Origin of the sequence: Streptomyces sp. NPDC086549 (genome assembly GCF_044746205.1) — a bacterium.
Taxonomy (GTDB): domain Bacteria; phylum Actinomycetota; class Actinomycetes; order Streptomycetales; family Streptomycetaceae; genus Streptomyces.
On sequence record NZ_JBIVBS010000009.1, the window covers coordinates 371,256 to 390,479 of the forward strand.

17 protein-coding genes, 1 tRNA gene and 6 pseudogenes are annotated in these 19,224 nt (G+C 67.2%); 13 read left to right on the top strand and 11 right to left on the bottom strand.

Going from position 1 to position 19,224, the window contains the following annotated elements:
* Positions 1-482: 482 nt before the first annotated feature.
* Positions 483-691, top strand: a pseudogene (locus ACIPSA_RS28130) (cold-shock protein).
* A 114-nt stretch (positions 692-805) separates the two neighbouring features.
* Here the strand turns inward: ACIPSA_RS28130 and ACIPSA_RS28135 are convergent.
* Positions 806-1,069, bottom strand: a complete 264-nt coding sequence (locus ACIPSA_RS28135; RefSeq protein ID WP_402639263.1) for a hypothetical protein — start codon at positions 1,067-1,069, stop codon at positions 806-808.
* Here ACIPSA_RS28135 and ACIPSA_RS28140 point away from each other — a divergent pair.
* Both ACIPSA_RS28140 and ACIPSA_RS28145 read left to right on the top strand, forming a co-directional pair.
* Positions 1,035-1,496, top strand: a pseudogene (locus ACIPSA_RS28140) (M24 family metallopeptidase); the annotation flags it as partial. The gene ACIPSA_RS28135 and the pseudogene ACIPSA_RS28140 overlap by 35 nt on opposite strands.
* A gap of 170 nt (positions 1,497-1,666) precedes the next feature.
* Complete coding sequence (locus ACIPSA_RS28145) at positions 1,667-1,882, top strand: hypothetical protein (RefSeq protein WP_402639265.1); 216 nt, start codon at positions 1,667-1,669, stop codon at positions 1,880-1,882.
* A 367-nt stretch (positions 1,883-2,249) separates the two neighbouring features.
* Here ACIPSA_RS28145 and ACIPSA_RS28150 read toward each other — a convergent pair whose 3' ends face one another.
* Positions 2,250-2,807: a TetR/AcrR family transcriptional regulator gene (locus ACIPSA_RS28150; RefSeq protein ID WP_402639267.1), complete on the bottom strand. Its 558-nt coding sequence runs from the start codon at positions 2,805-2,807 to the stop codon at positions 2,250-2,252.
* A 73-nt stretch (positions 2,808-2,880) separates the two neighbouring features.
* Between ACIPSA_RS28150 and ACIPSA_RS28155 the strand changes: the two are divergent.
* The 3 genes and pseudogenes from ACIPSA_RS28155 to ACIPSA_RS28165 all read left to right on the top strand — a co-directional run bounded on the left by ACIPSA_RS28155 (position 2,881) and on the right by ACIPSA_RS28165 (position 6,089).
* Positions 2,881-4,036: pseudogene (locus ACIPSA_RS28155) on the top strand (FAD-dependent monooxygenase).
* 600 nt (positions 4,037-4,636) lie between these two features.
* Positions 4,637-5,287 (top strand): class I SAM-dependent methyltransferase, encoded by a 651-nt coding sequence (locus tag ACIPSA_RS28160; protein WP_402639269.1) that lies wholly within the window; start codon positions 4,637-4,639, stop codon positions 5,285-5,287.
* Positions 5,288-5,540: 253 nt separating this feature from the next.
* Positions 5,541-6,089: a DinB family protein gene (locus ACIPSA_RS28165; protein WP_402639271.1), complete on the top strand. Its 549-nt coding sequence runs from the start codon at positions 5,541-5,543 to the stop codon at positions 6,087-6,089.
* Between the two features lie 583 nt (positions 6,090-6,672).
* Here ACIPSA_RS28165 and ACIPSA_RS28170 read toward each other — a convergent pair.
* Positions 6,673-7,518, bottom strand: coding sequence for a hypothetical protein (locus ACIPSA_RS28170; protein WP_402639273.1), 846 nt, complete (start codon positions 7,516-7,518; stop codon positions 6,673-6,675).
* A 173-nt stretch (positions 7,519-7,691) separates the two neighbouring features.
* The gene (locus ACIPSA_RS28175; RefSeq protein ID WP_402639274.1) at positions 7,692-8,360 is read right to left on the bottom strand and encodes a class I SAM-dependent methyltransferase; all 669 of its coding nucleotides are present in this window, start codon (positions 8,358-8,360) and stop codon (positions 7,692-7,694) included.
* Positions 8,361-8,886: 526 nt separating this feature from the next.
* Here ACIPSA_RS28175 and ACIPSA_RS28180 point away from each other — a divergent pair.
* Together ACIPSA_RS28180 and ACIPSA_RS28185 are read left to right on the top strand one after the other, a co-directional pair.
* Positions 8,887-9,585, top strand: a complete 699-nt coding sequence (locus ACIPSA_RS28180; protein WP_402639276.1) for a VOC family protein — start codon at positions 8,887-8,889, stop codon at positions 9,583-9,585.
* A gap of 191 nt (positions 9,586-9,776) precedes the next feature.
* A pseudogene (locus ACIPSA_RS28185) lies at positions 9,777-9,881 on the top strand (transposase); the annotation flags it as partial.
* A 64-nt stretch (positions 9,882-9,945) separates the two neighbouring features.
* Here ACIPSA_RS28185 and ACIPSA_RS28190 read toward each other — a convergent pair.
* The gene (locus ACIPSA_RS28190) at positions 9,946-11,343 is read right to left on the bottom strand and encodes a DUF2716 domain-containing protein (protein ID WP_402639278.1); all 1,398 of its coding nucleotides are present in this window, start codon (positions 11,341-11,343) and stop codon (positions 9,946-9,948) included.
* 304 nt (positions 11,344-11,647) lie between these two features.
* On the opposite strand from ACIPSA_RS28190, the pseudogene ACIPSA_RS28195 reads away from it, so the two are divergent.
* Positions 11,648-11,950 (top strand): annotated as a pseudogene (locus tag ACIPSA_RS28195) (GNAT family N-acetyltransferase); the annotation flags it as partial.
* A gap of 41 nt (positions 11,951-11,991) precedes the next feature.
* Here ACIPSA_RS28195 and ACIPSA_RS28200 read toward each other — a convergent pair.
* The 4 genes from ACIPSA_RS28200 to ACIPSA_RS28215 are packed head-to-tail and all read right to left on the bottom strand — an operon-like array spanning position 11,992 to position 15,299.
* A complete protein-coding gene (locus ACIPSA_RS28200) occupies positions 11,992-12,789 on the bottom strand; it encodes an ABC transporter permease (RefSeq protein WP_402639280.1) in 798 nt (265 codons plus the stop codon).
* Positions 12,790-13,407 (bottom strand): ATP-binding cassette domain-containing protein, encoded by a 618-nt coding sequence (locus ACIPSA_RS28205; RefSeq protein ID WP_402639282.1) that lies wholly within the window; start codon positions 13,405-13,407, stop codon positions 12,790-12,792.
* A complete protein-coding gene (locus tag ACIPSA_RS28210) occupies positions 13,392-14,381 on the bottom strand; it encodes a polyprenyl synthetase family protein (protein WP_402639284.1) in 990 nt (329 codons plus the stop codon). Before ACIPSA_RS28210 ends, ACIPSA_RS28205 begins: the two co-directional genes overlap by 16 nt.
* A gap of 18 nt (positions 14,382-14,399) precedes the next feature.
* The gene (locus ACIPSA_RS28215) at positions 14,400-15,299 is read right to left on the bottom strand and encodes a phytoene/squalene synthase family protein (protein ID WP_402639286.1); all 900 of its coding nucleotides are present in this window, start codon (positions 15,297-15,299) and stop codon (positions 14,400-14,402) included.
* Positions 15,300-15,542: 243 nt separating this feature from the next.
* Here ACIPSA_RS28215 and ACIPSA_RS28220 point away from each other — a divergent pair, with 243 nt between their 5' ends.
* Positions 15,543-15,668, top strand: a complete 126-nt coding sequence (locus ACIPSA_RS28220; RefSeq protein WP_402639288.1) for a hypothetical protein — start codon at positions 15,543-15,545, stop codon at positions 15,666-15,668.
* 176 nt (positions 15,669-15,844) lie between these two features.
* Here the strand turns inward: ACIPSA_RS28220 and ACIPSA_RS28225 are convergent.
* A pseudogene (locus ACIPSA_RS28225) lies at positions 15,845-16,654 on the bottom strand (hypothetical protein); the annotation flags it as partial.
* On the opposite strand from ACIPSA_RS28225, the gene ACIPSA_RS28230 reads away from it, so the two are divergent.
* The 3 genes from ACIPSA_RS28230 (at position 16,618) to ACIPSA_RS28240 (ending at position 18,319) form a co-directional block, all read left to right on the top strand.
* Positions 16,618-16,691, top strand: a tRNA-Met gene (locus ACIPSA_RS28230). The pseudogene ACIPSA_RS28225 and the gene ACIPSA_RS28230 sit on opposite strands and share 37 nt — an antisense overlap.
* A 529-nt stretch (positions 16,692-17,220) precedes the next feature.
* Positions 17,221-17,367, top strand: a complete 147-nt coding sequence (locus ACIPSA_RS28235) for a hypothetical protein (protein ID WP_402639290.1) — start codon at positions 17,221-17,223, stop codon at positions 17,365-17,367.
* 274 nt (positions 17,368-17,641) lie between these two features.
* Positions 17,642-18,319, top strand: a complete 678-nt coding sequence (locus ACIPSA_RS28240) for a methyltransferase domain-containing protein (RefSeq protein WP_402639292.1) — start codon at positions 17,642-17,644, stop codon at positions 18,317-18,319.
* Positions 18,320-18,697: 378 nt separating this feature from the next.
* Here the strand turns inward: ACIPSA_RS28240 and ACIPSA_RS28245 are convergent.
* A partial coding sequence (locus tag ACIPSA_RS28245; RefSeq protein WP_402639294.1) for a transposase family protein occupies positions 18,698-19,224 on the bottom strand: 527 nt, incomplete at its 5' end.

Sequence of the window (19,224 nt, forward strand, 5' to 3'; positions counted from 1 at the left end):
CCAACCCGACCCTCTGGGCAGGGAATCCCCCTCGCCCTGCGAGCCGCCCACTGGATCGCCCGCCACGACCTGACGGACCATGACCTGACGACGTCCTACCACCAGTGGTGTGACGACCACCTGAGGCCGTGGTTCGATGCCCAGGCGGCAGCCGGCCGAGCCGGCCGGGAGCGGCTCAGAGTCGGCACCCTCGGCGCGCAGCCACCCGCCTTGACCGGCGACGCCCTCCTCAGCGCCGCTAGTCTCACGGTGTCCTCAGGCCGCCGACCGAACGTCATGATTCCTCCCCTAAGCGTCCCAAGCGACGGTGGCCCGAGATCGGGGGAGCAGCACAGTGACGTCTCACTGACATCGATCATGGTGACCCGCCCCGAGTGACTCCCGAACTCACATCGAAACGTCATCCGCGGACACTGACCCGACCAACTGCCTTGGCCTTGGGCCCCGCTCGTGCGACGGCGGTGAAGGAGAGACTCATACCGATGGCAACAGGCGTAGTGAAGTGGTTCAACGCCGACAATGGATTCGGTTCATCCAGCAGGATGACGGCGGACCGGACGTGTTCGTCCACTTCTCGGCTATCCAGTCCACCGGGTGCAAGGAGTTGTACGAGGGCGACAGGGCCGAGTACGCGGTGACGCAGGGGCCGAAGGGACCGCAGGCGGAGAACGCGGTTCGGCAGACGCAATGATGCCGGAGCATGCATCATGGCTCCGCACCGACCGTGAGGTCGCTGGGACGGAGCCCCGTCTGCTGATGCGCCAACAGCGTCGCGGACCAGGAGACCAGGCCCGCTTACGTGTGGCTACGAACGCGGCGGCCGCTGCATTCCGAGCGCTTCGGCGACGTCCTCGGAGAAGCTCTCGTGCGGCAGGCCGGTCTTTTCCACGATCCTGCGGACGTCCTCCGTCCTGGTGGGGAGCAGGGCATCGTGGATTCTGGCCTCCAGTCGTGTGAGGCGGCGCAGGAGCTGCTCCATGTCGACGTGGTCGTCGGGTCTCCGGATCTGCTTCCGGGCGAAGTCGTAATTCGACGCCGAGCTCGACGGCTGGACGGGCGACGCGGCCATCACCTTCACCGTCGGAACGCCGCGCCCCGGCGACCTTGATCTGATCGAGGCCACCCAGCAAGCCCTCGACGCCGGCATTGCCGCCGCCCAGGTGGGCAGTCGCATCGGCGACATCTCCCACGCCATCGACACCGTCGCCCGCAAGGCGGGCTGCGGCATGCCCGCCGACTTCGGCGGCCACGGCATCGGCCGTCGCATGCACGAAGACCCTCATGTCCCCAACCGCGGCCGCCCCGGCCGTAGCTTCCCCCTCCGCCACGGCCTGGTCCTCGCCATCGAACCCATGCTCATGGCCGGCGGGAAGAACACCTACCGCACCGATATCGACGGCTGGACCCTGCGCACCACCGACGGCAGCGGGGCTGCCCACATCGAGCACACCGTCGCCATCACGGACCATGGCCCCCGCATCCTGACCCTGCCCTGACGTTCTCCCAGACATTGCCAGATCCGGGACCGGACCATTCGATGCCGACGGCATGCCCAATCAGTTGCGCCCCCGTCGTACAGGGGTCGGACACCGCCGGGCAGGCGGGGCAACATCGGTCCAGCGCGATGTCGCGGCCGCGGACGGTGACCGACGCCACTCAAACTCCGATGGCGTCCAAATCGGATCAGGCGCTTCACTCGTCAAGCGGCGGCGGCGAGTTCGGTGGGGAACGCTGTGTTTTCGTCGAACAATCGGCGCTTCTGAAGACAGTGATAGAGGCACACCTCGACGCCCGCTTCACCGAAGTCCAAGGCCAGGTCAGCCGCACCCACCTGTTCCTGGAGATCCAGACTCGCGGCTACCGTGGCAGCCGCAGGCGCTGACCCAATTGAGGGAGCAGCTGCGGCATGTCCTGGCATGTAGCCAGTCGGCGTGCATGAGGCGTCTGGGCGTAGTTGCTGATGGCGACGTCCTGGCGCAGGAAGCCGGAGAACGTCCGCCGCTGGCTCAAGTCGTCCCGGAGGCGATCAGCGAACCCGCCGGTCTGCTCGGGCCGGGTGACAGTCGCGGCTGAGCGCGGAAGCCCCGCGGCGGCCGAAGGGCTGGACTGAACTCGTAGGCGTGGGGCGGCTCGTATTGCCGATCGCTGCACAATGAGGGCGTGGGCGGCGGACGGACCGCAGGTCATTTCGGGCAGGGCGCTGGTATCGAGAGCCCGTTGGATGGCCCGGAACGGCCGGTGGCCAACTCCTAACGCAGAGCGGCGGCGACCAGGCCTTCGATGGCTTCGCGCGGCACATCGCCACCGCTCACCAGCCGGTCGAAGACCAGCCCGTCGATACAGGTCAGCAGGGTGTGAGTGCGGTTCTCGACATCCGTCACGCCGTGTCCGGCGAGGAAGAGTCGGACGGCCTCGCGGCCGGCGTTCTCGCGGGGGACGAGGATCTCGCGCAGCTCCGGGTCGCGAACGCTCTCAACCGCGCAGGCGTAGCGGGCGAGCGAGCGGCGGCGGCCCTCGCCGGTGAGTCGCTGTCGGGCGAGCAGCGCAATGCCGTCCACCAGGTCCTCTTCGGTGCGCAGAGATGGAAGCAGTTCGGCCGTCGTCTGCAGTTCGGCCTGGTCGACTTGGACCAGGCGGGTGACGAGTCCGGTGAGCAGTGCGGCTCGGGTGCGGAAGTACGCCGACGTGGTGCCGGAAGGAAGGTCTGCTCTGCGGTCGACCGCGCGGTGGGTGAGGCCGCGGATCCCTTCGTCTGCGAGTACGTCGAGAGCTGCGTCCGCGAGGAGAGTGCGCCGATCCGAAGCCATAGCTCCTTTCTACACCTGTAGTGCTGCGGGTAGGATCATCCTTCTACAGATGTAGAAGGGCTGAGGTTTCGGCATGGGCAACACAGCAGTGGTCGTCGGAGGGGGCATCGGCGGGCTGGCCGCCGGGATCGGTCTGCGCCGCATCGGCTGGGAGGTCACGGTCGTCGAGCGTGCGTCCGTGCTGGACGATGCGGGGGCGGGCATCTCACTGGCCGCCAACGGCCTTCGGGCACTGGACGAACTCGGTGTCGGTAAGGCGGTGCGGGAGGCCTCGCGGGGCCAGTACAGCGGCGGCACCCGAACGCCAGAGGTGGTTGGCTGACCCGGATGGACGGGGCAGCGCTGGAGAAGGCTGTGGGCACGCCGATCATGGGAATCCCCCGCTCTACCTTGCACGGGCTGCTTCGCGAGGCCCTACCCGCCGAGACTTTACTGATCGGCGCGCAGGCGGACTCGGTCCAGCAGCTCGGTGCCGGGATTGCTCGCGTCCACTGCGGTGACACGGTTCTGGACGCCGATCTGGTGGTGGCGGCAGACGGTGTTGGCAGCAGGGTCCGTAGACATCTCTTCCCATCCCACCCTGGCCCGATCTACAGCGGCTCGACGGTGCTGCGCGCCATCACCGAGCAGGCGCTCGACGTGGGCACCGACTTCGAGCTGACCTGGGGGCGCGGCGCCGAGTTCGGGCATATCGCCTTCCCGGACGGGCGCGCCGAGTGGCACGCCGTCCTCAACGTCCCCGCCGGGACCCGGTTCGCGGACCCCCTGACCGAACTGCGCCGACGATTCCGCAAGTGGCACCACCCGATCCCCGCCCTGCTCGACGCGACCCGACGCGAGGCGGTGCTGCACCACGACGTGAACGAAATCCGAACGCCGCTTCCCTCGTATGCGGTCGGCAGTATCGCGCTACTCGGCGACGCGGCGCACGCGATGACCCCCAACCTCGGACAGGGCGCCTGCCAGGCGCTGGAGGACGCGGTCACCCTCGCCGCCGCGCTCGCAGCAGGGCCCGACGTCGAGGCCGCGCTCGCCCGGTACGACGCCGAGCGCCGGCCGCGCAGCCAGGCGTCGCCGGGGCCGCCCGGCAGGCCGGGCGGATGGGCCAGCAACTCTCCCACCCGCTGGCTGTGGCCCTGCGGAACACGGTGATGCGGATGACGCCCTCCCGCGCCGCAACGAGCATGATCCTTCGGCATCACGCCTGGGTCCCACCGCAGTTGGACTGATCCGATTCGTGCCTCACCGACTCACCATCGGACGCCTCCCGGGACAAAATCCAAATGAGGGTCTTGCCCATGAAGCACTCGGTGGGCAGGGTTTCCACGTGTGGGCTGATCTTGCTCTGGACGACCATTGCGGGCGGGTGGCGCCGCTGTTGCCACCCACCGCCGAGCGGCGCCACCGTTATCCCGGGCCACTGCGTGTTCAGCGCCGGGGGGTTGATGCGGCAGCCGAACCCGTACCGCCGGTCGGGTCCGGTTAGCCTCGCGCTTTCATGAAGCGGGCTGTCCGGCAGCTGGCCAGCTCAGCGAAAAATGCCTCTGACCAGTGAGCATGCTGGTCTTCGAGACCCTGGCTTCCGGACTAGCCGGAGGCACTTCTCAGGTGAGTGTGAGGTTAGTAGCGCTACCGGGTTGCCGTCGCCGGAGCGGTGACGCGGGGTGGTCGACCGTCGGCAGCACCGGTAGCCTCACCGCGTGGATCAGGATGAACGGTTACTTCACGCCTCGTCGTTCGGTGCGGCGGCGGTCGCATACGCCGAACACCGTCCGGACTACGCCCGAACCGCCGTGCGTTGGGCGCTTGAACCCGCGCCCGGCCCGCGCGTGCTCGACCTCGGCGCCGGTACCGGCAAGCTGACCGTCACGCTGGTCGCACTGGGCGCCGAAGTCATCGCGGTCGAGCCCGACCCGGGGATGCTGACCGAGCTGTGCCGCCTATTGCCGGATGTCCGTGCCCTATCGGGCAGTGCCGAGGAGATACCGCTGCCGGACGCTTCCGTCGATGCCGTCCTGGCAGGCAACGCCATGCATTGGTTCGACATGGCCGTCGCGGGACCCGAGATCGCCAGGGTCCTCGCGCCCAGCGGCATCCTGGCCGGCCTGTGGAACCTCATGGACGACCAGGTCGAGTGGGTTGCCGGGCTCGCGCGGGTCAGCGGGAGCGCGGCCATCGGCCCGCGTGACACGCCAACGAGCTGGCGCGCCGAGACGGCCGGCATGCACCTTCCCAAGACTGGCGCGGCCGCCCGGTTCGGCTCGCCGGAGCAGGCCGAGTTCTCGCACGGACAGCGCCGCACCACCGACTCTCTCGTCGCGACCATCGCGACGCGCGCGGGAGTGTTGGTCATGCCAGAACAGGAACAGGAAGTCACGCTGGGCCGGATCCGCACGTTCCTCGCCGGCAGACCGGAGACCGCCCGCGGTGAGTTCACTCTCCCGATGCTGACCGGCGTGCTGCGCGTCCAACGGCTGTGAAGCATCACGTCGACAACCATCGATGACACGCCGCACGCCCTCTCACGAGGATGGCGGTTCCTGTCCTGTCCCATTAGATCTTGCAGAGGGTGGGGCCACTGACCTGCGGGGTGACATGCTGCCTCGCGACTCGCCGAGGGCGAAACAAGGCGTTCCGGAAGGGGCTCGGCCAGTGTCGAGTCCGCGTGCAGTTCAGGCCCGATGTCAGTGGTGCCTGTCAGACTCGGCCCATCACCGGCCAGGAAGGCAGACGATGACCGACGCAGCCGCCCCCGAGCACTATGCACCCAGGTGGAACAACGACACTCGCCCGACCCCGCCCTCCGTCGGCGGCGAGAGGGAGATCCTGAGCGCCGTCCTGGACTGGCATCGGGCAACCTTTGAGCTCAAGTGCGCCGGCCTGCCTCCGGAGCGGCTGTCCGAACGGGCGGTGTCGCCGTCCGGCCTGTCCCTCCATGGCATGGTGCGGCATCTGGCCGGCGTCGAACGCTGGTGGTTCCGCATCCAGTTCGCCGGTGAGAACGTTCCGATGCTCTACTACTCCGACGATGACCCGAACCAGGACTTCGACAGTCTGGAAGGTGACGTCGACGAAGCGTTCGCCGTCTGGCGGACGGAGTGCGAGCACTCCAGGCAGATCACGGCCGCTGCCGCATCGCTGGATGAAACAGGGATCCGCAAGAGGACCGGCGAGCCGATCTCACTGCGCAGGATCGTGGTGGACATGATCGCTGAGTACGCACGACACAACGGCCACGCCGATCTCCTGCGCGAATGCATCGACGGCTCCACCGGGACGTGACCCACCAAGGAAGGCCCTCCACCCGTGAGACTGACAGTTTTGGGATAGGTGACCAGTTCGATCCGGGCGTTTGAGGGACGGTGGGGATCACCGAACTGGGCCTGTCCCAACACGTCAAGTCGACGGATCCAGCGCTCCCGAATCGGAGGGCTGGTGCTCCGGCTGGTGAACCACCGGATCAGACGGTCGCGGGCATCGACATAGGCCAATGCGGTGGAGGGATGGACGCCCCGGCGGACGATCCGCTGACGACGACGGTTGGCCCGCAAAGGTGTTGCCAGGGCATCGCGCGGCGGTTGCGGGCGGGACCGGTGAACGCACCCAGGCGCCCGGCCGCGGGTTCGTCACCTGCCCGGCCGGCCCTGTGCTTCCATCTCGGACACCAGCCGTAAGGTATCGCGTCGACAGGAGCCCTTTGCCGACGTTGATTTCCGACGTGGCTTGTCGACGGATCCCTGTTTGCCGAGACTTCGAGGGCGTGCCACCGCAGTGCGCACGGGCTCCAGCGCGCCGACCATCGATGGGGCTTCTACCTTGCGGCCAGGGGAGGCAAGGGTCCTGGTCCAAGCAATCGAAGCCACCGTTACAGGGCAGCGACAGCGGGGCGCAGAAATTCCGTAGCGAGATTCGAGCGCATGAGTTTCCTACCTGTTTCTGATCTGGCCCGTCGCTCATCGGCGCGCTGGACGTAGTGGCGACAAGTGTCAGCAATCTTGGCGTAGTCGGCGAAAGCCACACCTGCTGCATACTGGGCTTCCTCTTCGGTGTCACAGCCGTGCTCGGACACTACGAACCTGCCGTTGGCCAACAGGTAGGAAACCCTAACGATCTCAAAGATCTTGGCTTCGTAGAAGTGAACGTTCAACACAATCTTTGCTCTGGCCAGCAGTGCATCGCGTGCTTCGCCATAGAGGCCAAATCGAGCGACGGCATTGAGTCCTTCCGAGGCCAGGTAGCGAATCGGAGCGAGACGACGTTCGTTCAATGAACCGATGAAGAGCACATCGATATCCTCCTCGGTCACTGGTTGCACCCGCTCCAGTTCCGGGACATAGCCGATGGGGACATGGCGCACGCCGCCCACACCCAAGCGTTCGAGCTCGGCGATGTTACGAGCGCTGTAGTCCCAGGTTGTATGCTTTCGGAACAAATCCAGTAGACCTGGCGTGAGCCAAGGGGAATCGGCGGAAACCTGATCCAGGTTATACAGAATGTAGTCCTCTGGGAAGATATCGGTGGGGTTCGGGTGGTGTCCTAGAAGATTGGAGCCAAAAATAATGTGCCTGCGCCCCGGCAGTCGCGGATCATGGGTCAGTACGCTGTCATGTCCAAGGCGTAGCAATGCCACATGCACGGTTGTGGCGACCTCTGTGAATGCTTCCCAATGCTGATAACCTGGCGGGCGAAGAATAGTGACTGCGAATCGCACAAACTTCTCCTTCGATATTAGGTGCTGCTAACTCTCTCGGGGATCAGGTGAGGCTGTGGCACGCGGGCTTGGCAGTGGCTCCGTGGTCGGCGTCACCTCGGGCGACTTGGCGCTGAAGATCCACTGATAGGCGGCCAGGCCCATCAGCTCGGTCTGATTCAGGTCTTCGAACGTCAGCTTTCCGACCTTGATTCTCCTGTTGGCTGGATTGGCGAAATCGACCAACGATGCATGCTGGGGGAGCATGGTGAAGTTGCAGCCGTAATGGTGAAGCCGGCGTGGGCGAGGGCTTCCTGGAACGTTGAACGTGTGAAGAAGCGCAAGTGGGTTTGGTCCAGAATGCCCGCATCGAGATAATCCCATCGGCCGTTCATTATGGCCTGCATAATGTCCACGTTCTGGATGTTGGGTACGCTGGCCACAATAGTGCCGCCGGGTTGAATGATGCGCCTGAGCTCCCGCAGTATCTGCCAGGGATCAGCGAGATGCTCGAGGATGTCGGCGCAGATGATGCAGTCCATCGATTGATCAGGCAAGGGGAGCGGGCCGGCTTCAATGTCGCCGACCAGCACGGCATCCAATGAGCGGGAGGCCACAGCAGCCGCCCCGGAGTTCATCTCGATGCCGATGTAGGTGCAGTTCTGGCGCTGTTTGATGGCTGAACCCATGGCGCCGGCGGCGCAGCCGAGTTCGAGGACGCTGTCGGCCGTCTCCGGAACGACTTGGGCGATCTCGGGGCGGGGGTGGGAGAAATACTGCGAGACGTCGACGCCATCGCTGGGAAGCGGTTCCGCCAGCCGCCACCCTCCCTCTGTCGAACCCAGTTGTGTAAGTAGCTCCATTGCGGACAACATAAGATGGTTTTCACCTCAAGACGACGCATCAGCTGCAGTGCCCAGTGTTCTATCGGCGGTAATCCGGTCCAGCTTGAGTTCGAGAGGAACTAGGACTTTCTCCGACGGCCTTGATCCAGGTGTTCGCTGCACGGATCTGGGGTCTGGCGAGGTCCCGAGGTTGAACTCGCCGAGTCCAGTAATCTGATCGCTCTGTGAGCCACCGTCAGGCCGATCGGCGGGTGGAGGCGTAGTTGACCAGGTGCCACTGAGCAGTAACCAGACCTTTTCCGGGTGGCTGTCAACCTCGTCGCCACGCAGAGCGCGCGTGGGGACGGACTGGTGCGGTATGTGGCCCCTGACCGTGGCCCCACTGAAACCCACGCGGCACCATCGTGGGCGTCGTCGCGCCCATCGAGCCTGATCTGACTGTGGAGCAAATCCTGGACGCGGTGAAACACGCAGCCTTGGATGAGTGGTTCCGAAGTATCGAATGGACGAGGGGGTTGTCGGACCTGCACGCTACGTTGAGCGCATGACCTACGTAGAGAGCAAGGCCGAGCGCATCAGGCCGCAGCAGTTCCACGAGACCATCGGCGTGGAGGACTGGCGCGTCATGGGCGAGGGGGCGTGTGCGTACTTCCGCACCGGGTCGTTCGCGGTCGGCGCCCAGTTCGTGCAGGCCATCAGTGAGATGCCGGGGGTTGGGGACGACCACCCGGACGTCGACGTGAGGCAGGAGGGCGTGATCGTACGGCTGATCACGGTCACGGACGACTACTACGGGCTGACCGAACGGCACGTCGAGCTGGCCCGGCAGATCTCGGCGGTGGCCCACACACTGGACCTACCGGCCGACCCGTCCGCGGTGCAGACCGTCCAGGTCACCATCGATGCCCTCGCAGGTCCCGACGTAGTGGCGTTCTGGCGTGCCCTGCTCGGCTACCAGGACCGCGCGAACAGCGGCGAGGACCTGATCGACCCGCGCCGCCGCGGGGCACCGTTCTACTTCCAGCAGATGGACGCGCGACGCCCGCAGCGCAACCGGGTCCACGTCGACGTGTGGGTGCCGTACGACCAGGCCAAAGACCGGATAGCCGCAGCGCTTGCGGCTGGCGGCCGCCTGGTGAACGACGCCGACGCGCCGTCGAACTGGGTGTTGGCCGACCCCGAGGGCAACGAGGCGTGCGTTGGCGTGGCCGGCCCGCCAGGGCCGGCCACCGACCGCCCGTGAATGTCCCGGCCCCCAAAGCCCATGTCGCCGGTTCAGCACGAGACGCGGCTCCGTGACGGTCAGTGATCGGGTGCGGTCAGGGACCGTAGGACAGGGGCACCGGTCCTGTGGTGGTGCCAGACCGTGGCGGCCAGCGCGAGGACACACCGGGCGACCCGGACGGCGACGCCCTCGAAAACCATGACCGGCCGGTGCGCTACATCTCCGGCCTGGCCAACCACCGCGCCTCCGAGGGCTACCGCGGCGAGGGAAAGGCCGACGCGAAGGACGCTGCTGTCATCGCCGACCGGGTACGCGACGCGGCAGATGGGCTGTGGACAGGGCGTCGAGCCCGTGCTGCCGGTGTGGTCGTGCAGCCCTTCAGACAGGGTCGCTGCGCGATTCGAAAGTCCAGACGTTGCCGGTGTTGCGGCCGCCGCGACGCATCACCGTGCCGAGGATGGCAGTGAGGTCGTGCTCGACCTCGGCCAGGAGCTCGGCACCGAAGACACACAAGGACTCCTCCCAAGGGTGCCAAAAGGTACCCATGCGCAGGTCACGGCTGAGGAGCTTGTAGTACTCACCCTCCCAACAAGCGGCGCCCGGCCACGTCGGCCGGCCGGAGCCTCCGACGCGGGCCGGGTCGAAGCGGTAACCCTGGTGCCACCAGCTGACCGAATAGAGCTGCTCACCGGGGCGGACGCAAGCGCGCAGGCCGCGTTCGACAGCCTTCTGGAGGCGAGCGACACGGTGATCGTCCGGGAGATTTCGCATGAGCCGGTATGCGTGGCGCGTGTCGGTGACGTCCCCGACGTGCCAGGTAACGGAGTCGGGCGGCTCCTGGATGGCAGGGTAGTAGGTGTAGCTGGGCTTGAAGGTGAAGCGGGCCTTGAACTCCTCGCACAGCGCGTCGTGATCCCGGTCGCCGATGAGCATGGAAACGGGGCGGGTGACGGCCGGCGGTGGACCAGCCGGGGTCCAGGCGTAGCTGCGGACGGTCGACACGGCCCTGAAGCCGACCGCGAGGAGGGCGTCGCGGATCGGGCCGTCGGGTGCCTCGGCCATGAGGTAGCGGCGGTCCGGTGCCTCTCGCGGCGGACCGCTGCCCAGGTGGAGGGCGTGGCTGTTGCGGGCCCACCGGAGCCAGTCGGGCAGGAACTCGGTATGCGGACCGGTCATCCCGCGCACGGCCACGAATTCCGTCGATCCGACGGCCTCCGCCCAGCCGACGCCGACGAGCCGTGTATCCGCTTCCAGAAGCTGGACGTTCAAGGCCCAGCTCAACAGGTTCCCGTGATCCTCGCGAACATCCGCGAGACCGCGCGCGTATGGGCCGCTGGCTTCGACGAGGCGATCCAGCTCCCGCTCGCGGTGGTAGCCGTAGCTCAGCCGGCGCACACGCAATCCCTTGGGCGGGGCCAATGCGCCCGTGCCAGCCGTCACGTCAGCGAGGTCGGCAAGGAGCAGTGTCCGCTCCGGACCCGTCGCTGTGAAACCAGCGGCGCGCAGCGGTTCGTCCACGGCAACCGGGTCATGACTGTACGCTCGCCACTCGAACGGCTCGCACCGAGCGGCGAAGGCTGACTGCACCCGACGGACCAGCTCAGCCACCTCCGTCGGCGTGGTCGTGGCGGGCAACGGAGTGTGGCGGACCGTCCCGTGGGTGCCGTAATGCGTCCGAAGGACAGGCCCGTCCCGTTCGACCACGGCCCCTATAGGCGCCCGTTCCGACACATGTCCCCGCACTTGCTCGTCATACGCCGTCAGCAGCGCGTCCACTACGTCCATCGATTCCTCAAGCCGGGCGTGCCCCTGTTCACGACCATGGTGATTATCGGGACGACGACCGGCGCAAGCCACTCATTTCCTTACGGAGGGGTGGCTTCGCGGGCTGAAGACATCGATTCCGGGGCTGCGCGGGCTGTCTCGAAGGTGACATCGTTCCGATTGCGGCCATCGGCAGGGCGGCTCACGCTGCCAATCGCTGGGGGCTGTGTGTAGATCGGGCCGACGGGGCAGAAGCTGCCGCCGCTGTCGGTCGTCCGAGGCTCCTGCCCGGCGGGCGCGCGATAGGTTGCCCGCCGTGACTGAGCTTGGACCCGTCGCCGGGCCACCTGCCCCGATCAGGACCGAGCGGCTCGTGCTCCGCGAGCCCGAGGCCTGGGACCGTGCGGCGTTCATCGAGCTGCTCGCCTCACCGGAGATGCATACCTACCTCGGTCGCTCTCGACCGCGTGATGAGCTCGAGCACGCAGTGCCTGAGGTGCCCGGGCGGCGCCCTGGCTTTTTCGTGATCGATCTCGACGGAGCAATGATCGGCATGGTCAAGCTCGATCGGCACGACGCGGAGAGTCCGGGGCATGTCCGTCCGGATGTCGGGGAGGCCGGTCGCTCGCCTGTGTCCGGATCCTTGTGTGCCCGGTCGTCTTATGCGGCCGGCAGGGAGTGTTCGGTCAGGGTGTCTGGTGCGTCTCCGGGGCGGGGGCTGCGGTCGCGGGTGTTGCGGTGGAAGACGATCAGTCCCAGGGCGGTAAGTGCGGCGAACCAGGTGAGTTGGAGGGCGAGGTGGGTGAGGGGTGTGGTGGTGGAGAAGCCCCCGGCTGTTGCGGCCTGCATCGCTCCGTATATAGGCAGTACGCGAATGTAGCCGTTGTCCGCCGCGTGGTTGGCGATGGGGTTCTGCAGTCCTACGTCCGCGATGCTGATCATGAGGATGAGGAACATGCCTTCGAGTTCGCCGCGGACCAGGGTGCCCAGGAGCACGCCGAGCGCGCCGTAGGTGATGGCGGCGAGGAAGATGCTCAGAGCGAGGACGGCCGGTCGTTGCTGGTGCCAGAAGAGGGTCATGGCGGTGGTGGCGTAGCCGGAGATCAGCGCGGAGAGGGTGATGAGCACGCAGGTCTTGGCGGTCACCAGGTAGGTGCGGGGGTATCCGGCGAGTGCGAGTCTGCGGTCGAATGCGCTGGTGTTGAAGGTGACGGAGAACATCATGAAGCCGACGATCTGGGTGACCGCGTTGAGCGCGCCGGAGATCTGGCTGAGTTCGTTGCCTTGTGCCCACAGTGTTTCGCCCGGGGCGCGCAGCACGTATCTCACGCGCTGTGCGGGGATCATCAGGTAGCTCAGGGTGAGCCAGATGGGCAGGTACAGCGCGACGAGCCAGAGGGCGAGTCGGTTGCGGGCGTGTTCGGTCAGCGCCATGCGGGTCGCTGTCACGAAGTACATCTACTGGCCTCGGAGTGTCTCGGTGCCCGGTTGGAGTGTTCCGGCTTCGAGCCGGTGCAGGGTGTCCAGGCGGTCCGCGTCGTGGGCGAGGTGGGAGATCACCAGCACGGAGCGGCCCCGGCGGCGCAGTCGCTGCGCCAGGTCCCAGAACCGCAGGTAGGTGTCCCAGTCGAAGCCCTGGTAGGGCTCATCCAGCAGCACCAGGTCGGGGTCGTGCATCAGCGCGAGGGTGAGGTTGAGTTTTTGCCGGGTGCCGCCGCTGAGTGTGCTGACGCGTTCGTTGCGGTACTGGGCGAAGCTCAGCACGTCGAGGAGTTCCTCGGCCAGACGCAGGTCGCCGAGCCGGTAGGCCACCTGGAAGTACCGCAGGTGCTGGGCCACGGTGAGCTGGTGGTTCAGCACGGCCTGCTGCGGGCAGTAGCCGAGGCTGCCCGTGCGGGTGGCAGCGCCGCCGGCCGGTGTCAGTTCCCCGGAAAGGATGCGCAGCAGGGTGGTCTTGCCGGCGCCGTTCTCCCCGACGACGCCGGCCAGTACGCCGTCGGGCACGTCGAAAGTGACGCCACGCAGCACCTGGCGTTTGCCGTAGGCGTGCCGCAGGTCCGTCACGTGCAAGGACATGTGGCTCCTCGGGGGACGGCCGAGGCGGCCAGCTCGGTGAGTCGGCCGGGGTGCGGGATTGCGTCAAGCGCCGCCCGCGCGTTGCCGAGGTACTCCTGTGCTCGCCGGGACGCCTTCGCCACGGCACCGGTGCGGGCGATGATGTCGCACACGTCCCGATGCGCGGTGACGGGGGCGACGTCGCCCCGGAAGCACTCCGCCAGGCGGCTCCGGTCGGCATCGTCCGCTGCCTCGTAGGCGAGGAGTACCGGCAGGGTCGGGTGCCGGTTGGCGACGTCACTGAGGGCGGGTTTGCCGGTCTGCCGCTCGTCGGCGGTGTACGGCAGCAGGTCGTCGCGGATCTGGAACGCCATGCCGAGGTGTTCCCCGTACTGGCGAAGGGCTGCAGCCTGCTGCGGCGTCCCGCTTCCCAGGAGCGCTCCCGCCTGGCAGCCGGCGCTGATCATCGCGGCGGTCTTCCCGCGGATCACCTCCAGCGCCGTTGGCACACCGCGGGTCAGGTCCTCACGGATCTCCGTTTCACGCAGCATGGCGCGGCACATGTGCCGTGCTGCGTCGACCACCACCCGGGCGGCCTCCAGGACGCGATCGGAGCATCCGGTGCTGAGTATCGCCGCCAGGCCCGCCATCGACAGGCCGTCACCGGCCAGCAGGGCCTCGCTGATGCCGTACTGCTCGGCGGTCGAGGCGCGGCCGCGGCGGACGGGGTCCTGATCGACGATGTCGTCGTGGATCAGGCTGGCGACGTGCAGACACTCGATTCCGGCCGCGAACGGCAGCACCGCGTCGGCGTCAGCGCCGACGGCGCGCGCCGATTCCGCGCACAGGATCGGTCGCAGCAGTTTGCCCGAGGGGAACAGCGCGTCACGGCACACCAGTTCCATCAGGTTCTCGCCGGTACCGGTCAGCCGGACCAGCTCGGCTTCGATGCGTGAAACCAGTAAGTCGTGGGGCTGGGAAGCGGGTAATGGCATGTGCAGGTTCCTCCGTGTTCAGCAGGGGATCGTGGAGCGCCACACCGGCAGCCACACGTCCAGCCGGTCCGCGAGCGGCACGCGCGAGGGGCGACGCAGCAGGGCGGGTCCGTCCGACAGCACTTGGTGCAGCATGAGTGTGCAGTGGTCGTGCAGTGCCGCCACCAGCGCGGAAGCAGTGTGGCGCTGTTGCTGTGCGACCAGCGCGGGCATCCGGCTGGTGACCCGGTCCGCCTCGAACGCGAGGAGTTCGGCCATGCCGGGCATCCACCGCCTGGCCTTGAGGTCCTCGGCGCGTACGCCGAACCGGTCGAGATCGGCCAGCGGCAGGTACATCCGCCCGTTGTCGAGGTCCTCGGCGAGGTCGGCGAGCTGGTCCGTCCACTGGAGCAGCACACTGAACTCGTCCAGTACATCCTCCAGTTCGCGGGCGACGTCCGCTCCCTCCAGCAGCGTCATCATGCCGACCAACGAGCCGCTGGCGGTCATCCTCGCCCACTGCCGCACCTCCTCGAAGGTGGCGAACTCGGCGAAGTCGATGTCCCGCCGCATGGCGTCGAACCAGTCTGTCAGCATGATGGTCGACATCCCGGATGCGCACATGGTGTGTGCCACGGCGTGATGAACCGGATCAGCGGCATGACCGGCGGAAATCGCAGCGAGCGCCGCGTCGACATAGGCGTCGAACGTGCGCCGCCGCTGGCCGACCGGGCCGGTATCGGCACGCAGGTCGGCCTCGAACCCCAGCGCGGCCATGGCCGCCATGTGCGGCCGCACCGCCGCGGGCACGGATCTGAGCCCCCACCACCGGAGGTTCCCGCCGTCCTCGCCGGCAGCGCGCCGTGCACACAGCGTGTAGCACTGCCGCAGTACAGGATCGTGGATCCCCGCCTCGTCCAGCCATCGCCGCACCAGCATCCACGGCCCCCTCGCCCCAGCGCGACAACACAATGCCGTCGACCTCGTACCGTGCGTATAAGAGAACGATCAGACGCGAGTGAGGTTTCGCTCCGGTCATCGACAGGTTCTGCGGCGCTGAACCCGCAGCCGACGCGCTGCAGAGCGCCTGCCGGGGCACCTGAGATACGGGTACAGGCGTACCAGCTCCAGGAACGGCACCAGCCCGGCCCGTCCTGATCGCCGGCAGGCGGGTCACTGCGGGTGCCCCAGCCGCCGGAGAAGGTCGCCCGCGAGCTGTACCCCGACGACTTCCACCGTTTCTCGACCCAAATGAGCTTCCTGTTCTTCGTTCTGGAGGCACCCCCGGCTACCGGCTCGGCCGAGTAACGAGCACTTGCGGTCGGCCCGGTGGAGACGTGCTCCCCCCTCGGCCGACCGCAGGCCACTACGCCAGAAACCGGTGAAGATTCGGGGCCGTGAAGCTTCGGAGGCACGGTAGATGTAGAGCCGTGTAAGTACCGTGTAAGGACGTGGTTGCAGCAGTGACGGCGGCTCCGCGTGGTCCATGACCAGGACCGCTCGACTACCCAGCGGCGCGGCAGGACGACGAAGCCCTTGGTGTGGGGCGGGCGTCGGACCGTCTTGATCGTGATGCCGAGGTACTTCTTCGCCCAGGGCACCAGCTGGTTCTCGGCGTAGGCGGAGTCGGCCCAGACGATCGCTGTCTTCGGGTGTAGGAGTGCGAGGCGGAACATCAGCTCCCGTGCCGCGAGCGAGTCCTGGGCTGCGGCATCGGCGACCCGCGGCCAGACGGATGCGGCGGCGCAGCTGCTCCCGCCTCCACCATCGCGGGCCGGTGGCCGCGCAACCGAGTGTGACCGACCGCACGGCCTGCGCAGTCCCGTCCGGCGATCACTCGCCTGGCCCGTCCGGCGTGCGGGGCGATCACGCGGTCTCGTACGTTCGTGGTGCCCAGCTCTGACAGGAAAGCCGGGTCTCGACGGTCCCGCGCCCCGGTTCGCACGCCGCGCGGGGCCGTTTGCGTGTCCGCGGCGGGACGGCCTGGTCCAGGGGCGCCAGGCTGGGGCGGCAGCGCGCGCTGTTGGACGTCGATGGAGTCGTCGGCGGCGGTGACGGCGGGGGAGGAGCCGGCGAAGGCGTACAGGTAGTAGCCATCTGCGGTGGCTGTGACGGTGGTGCTCAGCTTTCCGGTGCTGCGATGGTGACCATCTTGAGGGTGGTGTGGGTGCTGGTGTCACGGCAGGCCAAGAACATCGTCCGTTGTTGAAAGGGGTTTGGCCCTGGCCGGTGCTGCTGTGTACAGTGGTGGAACCGACGCGGGGTGGAGCAGCTCGGTAGCTCGCTGGGCTCATAACCCAGAGGTCGCAGGTTCAAATCCTGTCCCCGCTACGAGATGAGGGGTCCGGCAGCCGTCGGACCCCTCGACGTTTTCGCCTGCCCTGGCCCTGGCCGTCAACGGAGTGCCCCAGGTACTGCTAGTGCTGGTCACCTACCACTGGCGAGGGGATCGGCTTCGGCCGTGCCTGAGCCGGCTGAGCGGTGGGTGGCCGCTCACCGGTGCTGCCTGGGTCAGATGGCGTGGGCTCCCTGGCCGCGGCGGCGGATGCGGCCGAGGCCGAGGAGGTAGCGGTGGTAGGCGGCGCGGTCGCCGGGCGAGATGGGGGCGGGGAGCCGACGAGGGTGTACCACTCGTAGGCGCCGGTGTACTGGATGGTGACGCGTGCCGAGTGGCCGTCGGGCTGCAGGAGGCGGCGCATCGAAGAGAACGTTCTCCCGCCTCGGCTGGTAGGCGTGGTGGAGACTGCTTCTTTGGATCGGCCACAAGCACCCCCATCTGACCTGGAAACAGCTGCGGCGCCACTACCACGGAGCGGACCGCATCAATGAGGGCGGGCTCGTCCGCTACAACCCGGCGAAGATGAAGGCCCAGCGATACACGTTCCGTGGAGCGCAGATCAGCACGCCCAACAACATCGACGACGTCAATCCCGACGGAGCACGTTTCCGTCGGACGAACCACGAGGATGTGGCCTTCGTCGGCCAGGTCAGCGCATACCTCACCTGACCCAGCGGATCACGTGGAAAGCCGGATGCTCGGCCAACGGGCACGTCCGGTTCGGCGGGCGAGGGCAGGAAAACCGGCACCGGCGGCACCGAGTCCTATCGCCTGGCCCGCACCAAGGTCAGGAACAACAGCGCCGAATAGAGGTTTGTTCTCGAATCGCGCTGCCCGCGGATCATGGACCGTGTTTCACTTCCCGCATGTCAACAACTCTCGGTGCACCCCGGCCTGACCCGGCGGCCTACATGCTGCGAGCCGCGGCTACAAGCAGGAGTTAATGGAACTGCTGGACGTCCAGCCAGGCCAGACCGCGCTCGACGTGGGATGCGGCCCGGGCACGGACCTGCCCACGCTGGCAGAGGGCGTCGGCGCGAGCGGCACAGTGATCGGCGTGGACCGTGATCCTGCGATGCTGGCCGAAGCCCGCCGACGCACCAGCGACCTGCCGGCAGTTCAGATCCGCGAAGCAGACGTTCACGCCCTGCCCGTCGAACCCGGCACGGTGGACCGGGGCAAGATCGACCGGGTCCTCATGCATGTCACCGACCCGGCCGGAGTGCTGGAACAGCTTCACCTGGTCACGCGGCCGGGGGCACGGATCGGCCTGGCCGAGCCTGACTGGGACACCCTGGTCGTCGATGCCGAGGATCTCGACACGAGCCGTGCGTTCACGCGTTACACCACCTCGGAAGTGGTCCGGCACGCCACCATCGGCCGCAGCCTCGCCCGTCTCGCGGTGCAAACGGGTTTCGTCATCGAGACGGTGAGGGCCACGACACCGGTCTTGCTCGACTTTCAGGACGCGGATCACACCCTGGGGCTCGGCCGCAACATGCAACAAGCCATCCACGACGGCCACATCGACGAAGCACGCGGCCGCAGGTGGTTCACCTCCCTCTCCGAGGGGCCCTTCTTCGCCTCCTTCACCCTCGTCACCGTGGTCTGCTCCCGCTGATGAACTGCCGGGACTGGCGTGGTGAAGACAGCGCCAGTCCCGGCTGCCGATCTCGAAGGAAGGCGGTCCCAAATCAAGCCGCCCCTCAGAGCCACCTCATAACGCCCGATCTTCACGAACTATCGCGAATCCGGGGCCGGTTGAAGGCGCCTTGCTGGGGCCGTCGAATTGCCGCCCCAGCCACTCCTGAACAGCTCGTTGCTGTCGAATCACCGAGCAGCAACAGCCACTCAGTGCCCACCAGCGAGGAGGAGTCAGGCGACCCCCGTCCTCACTGAGATCGTTTCATCGTGAACTCGCAGGTCGTGGTACTGGTGTGAGTCCGTGATGCGGTCCTCGTGCTGGCAGGCGGAGTGATTGCCGTCGGGTGAACGTCTGTCACCGCTGGACTTCGCGGTTCGCCAGTACGAGCAGGGCTCGTAGCAGCGTGGTGGCGTGATGGACGTTCATGCGGACCTTGGTCAGAATGCGCCAGGTCTTCAGGTTCGCGAAGCCGTGCTCGACGGCGGCGCGTTCGCGGCTGACCAGCCGGTTCGCCTCCTTCTCGGCGTCGGTGAGGCGGTGGGAGCGGGTCGCCTTGCGGCCGGTGATGATGACCGGAGCATCGTCGGGGTCGTCGTCGAGGCCGACGAAGCCGAGGTCGGCCAGGGCGCCGAGGCCGGCCTCGCGTAGATGCCTGGTGATGTGGTCGTGGCGGGCGGCGGTGATCTCGCTGGCCCGGCCGGGGCGTGCGGAAGAGATCCAGATCAGGTTTCCCTGCTCGTCGGTCAGCGCGAGGAAGAGCAGGCCATGGGCCTTGTGTTTCCCGCTGTGTGCGCCGTGAGGCGCTTGTTGTTCGAGCGGAGGTGAAAGACCACCGCCATCGTCCTGTCGCAGCAGGGCGGTTGAAGCTGAGGGCAGCCTGA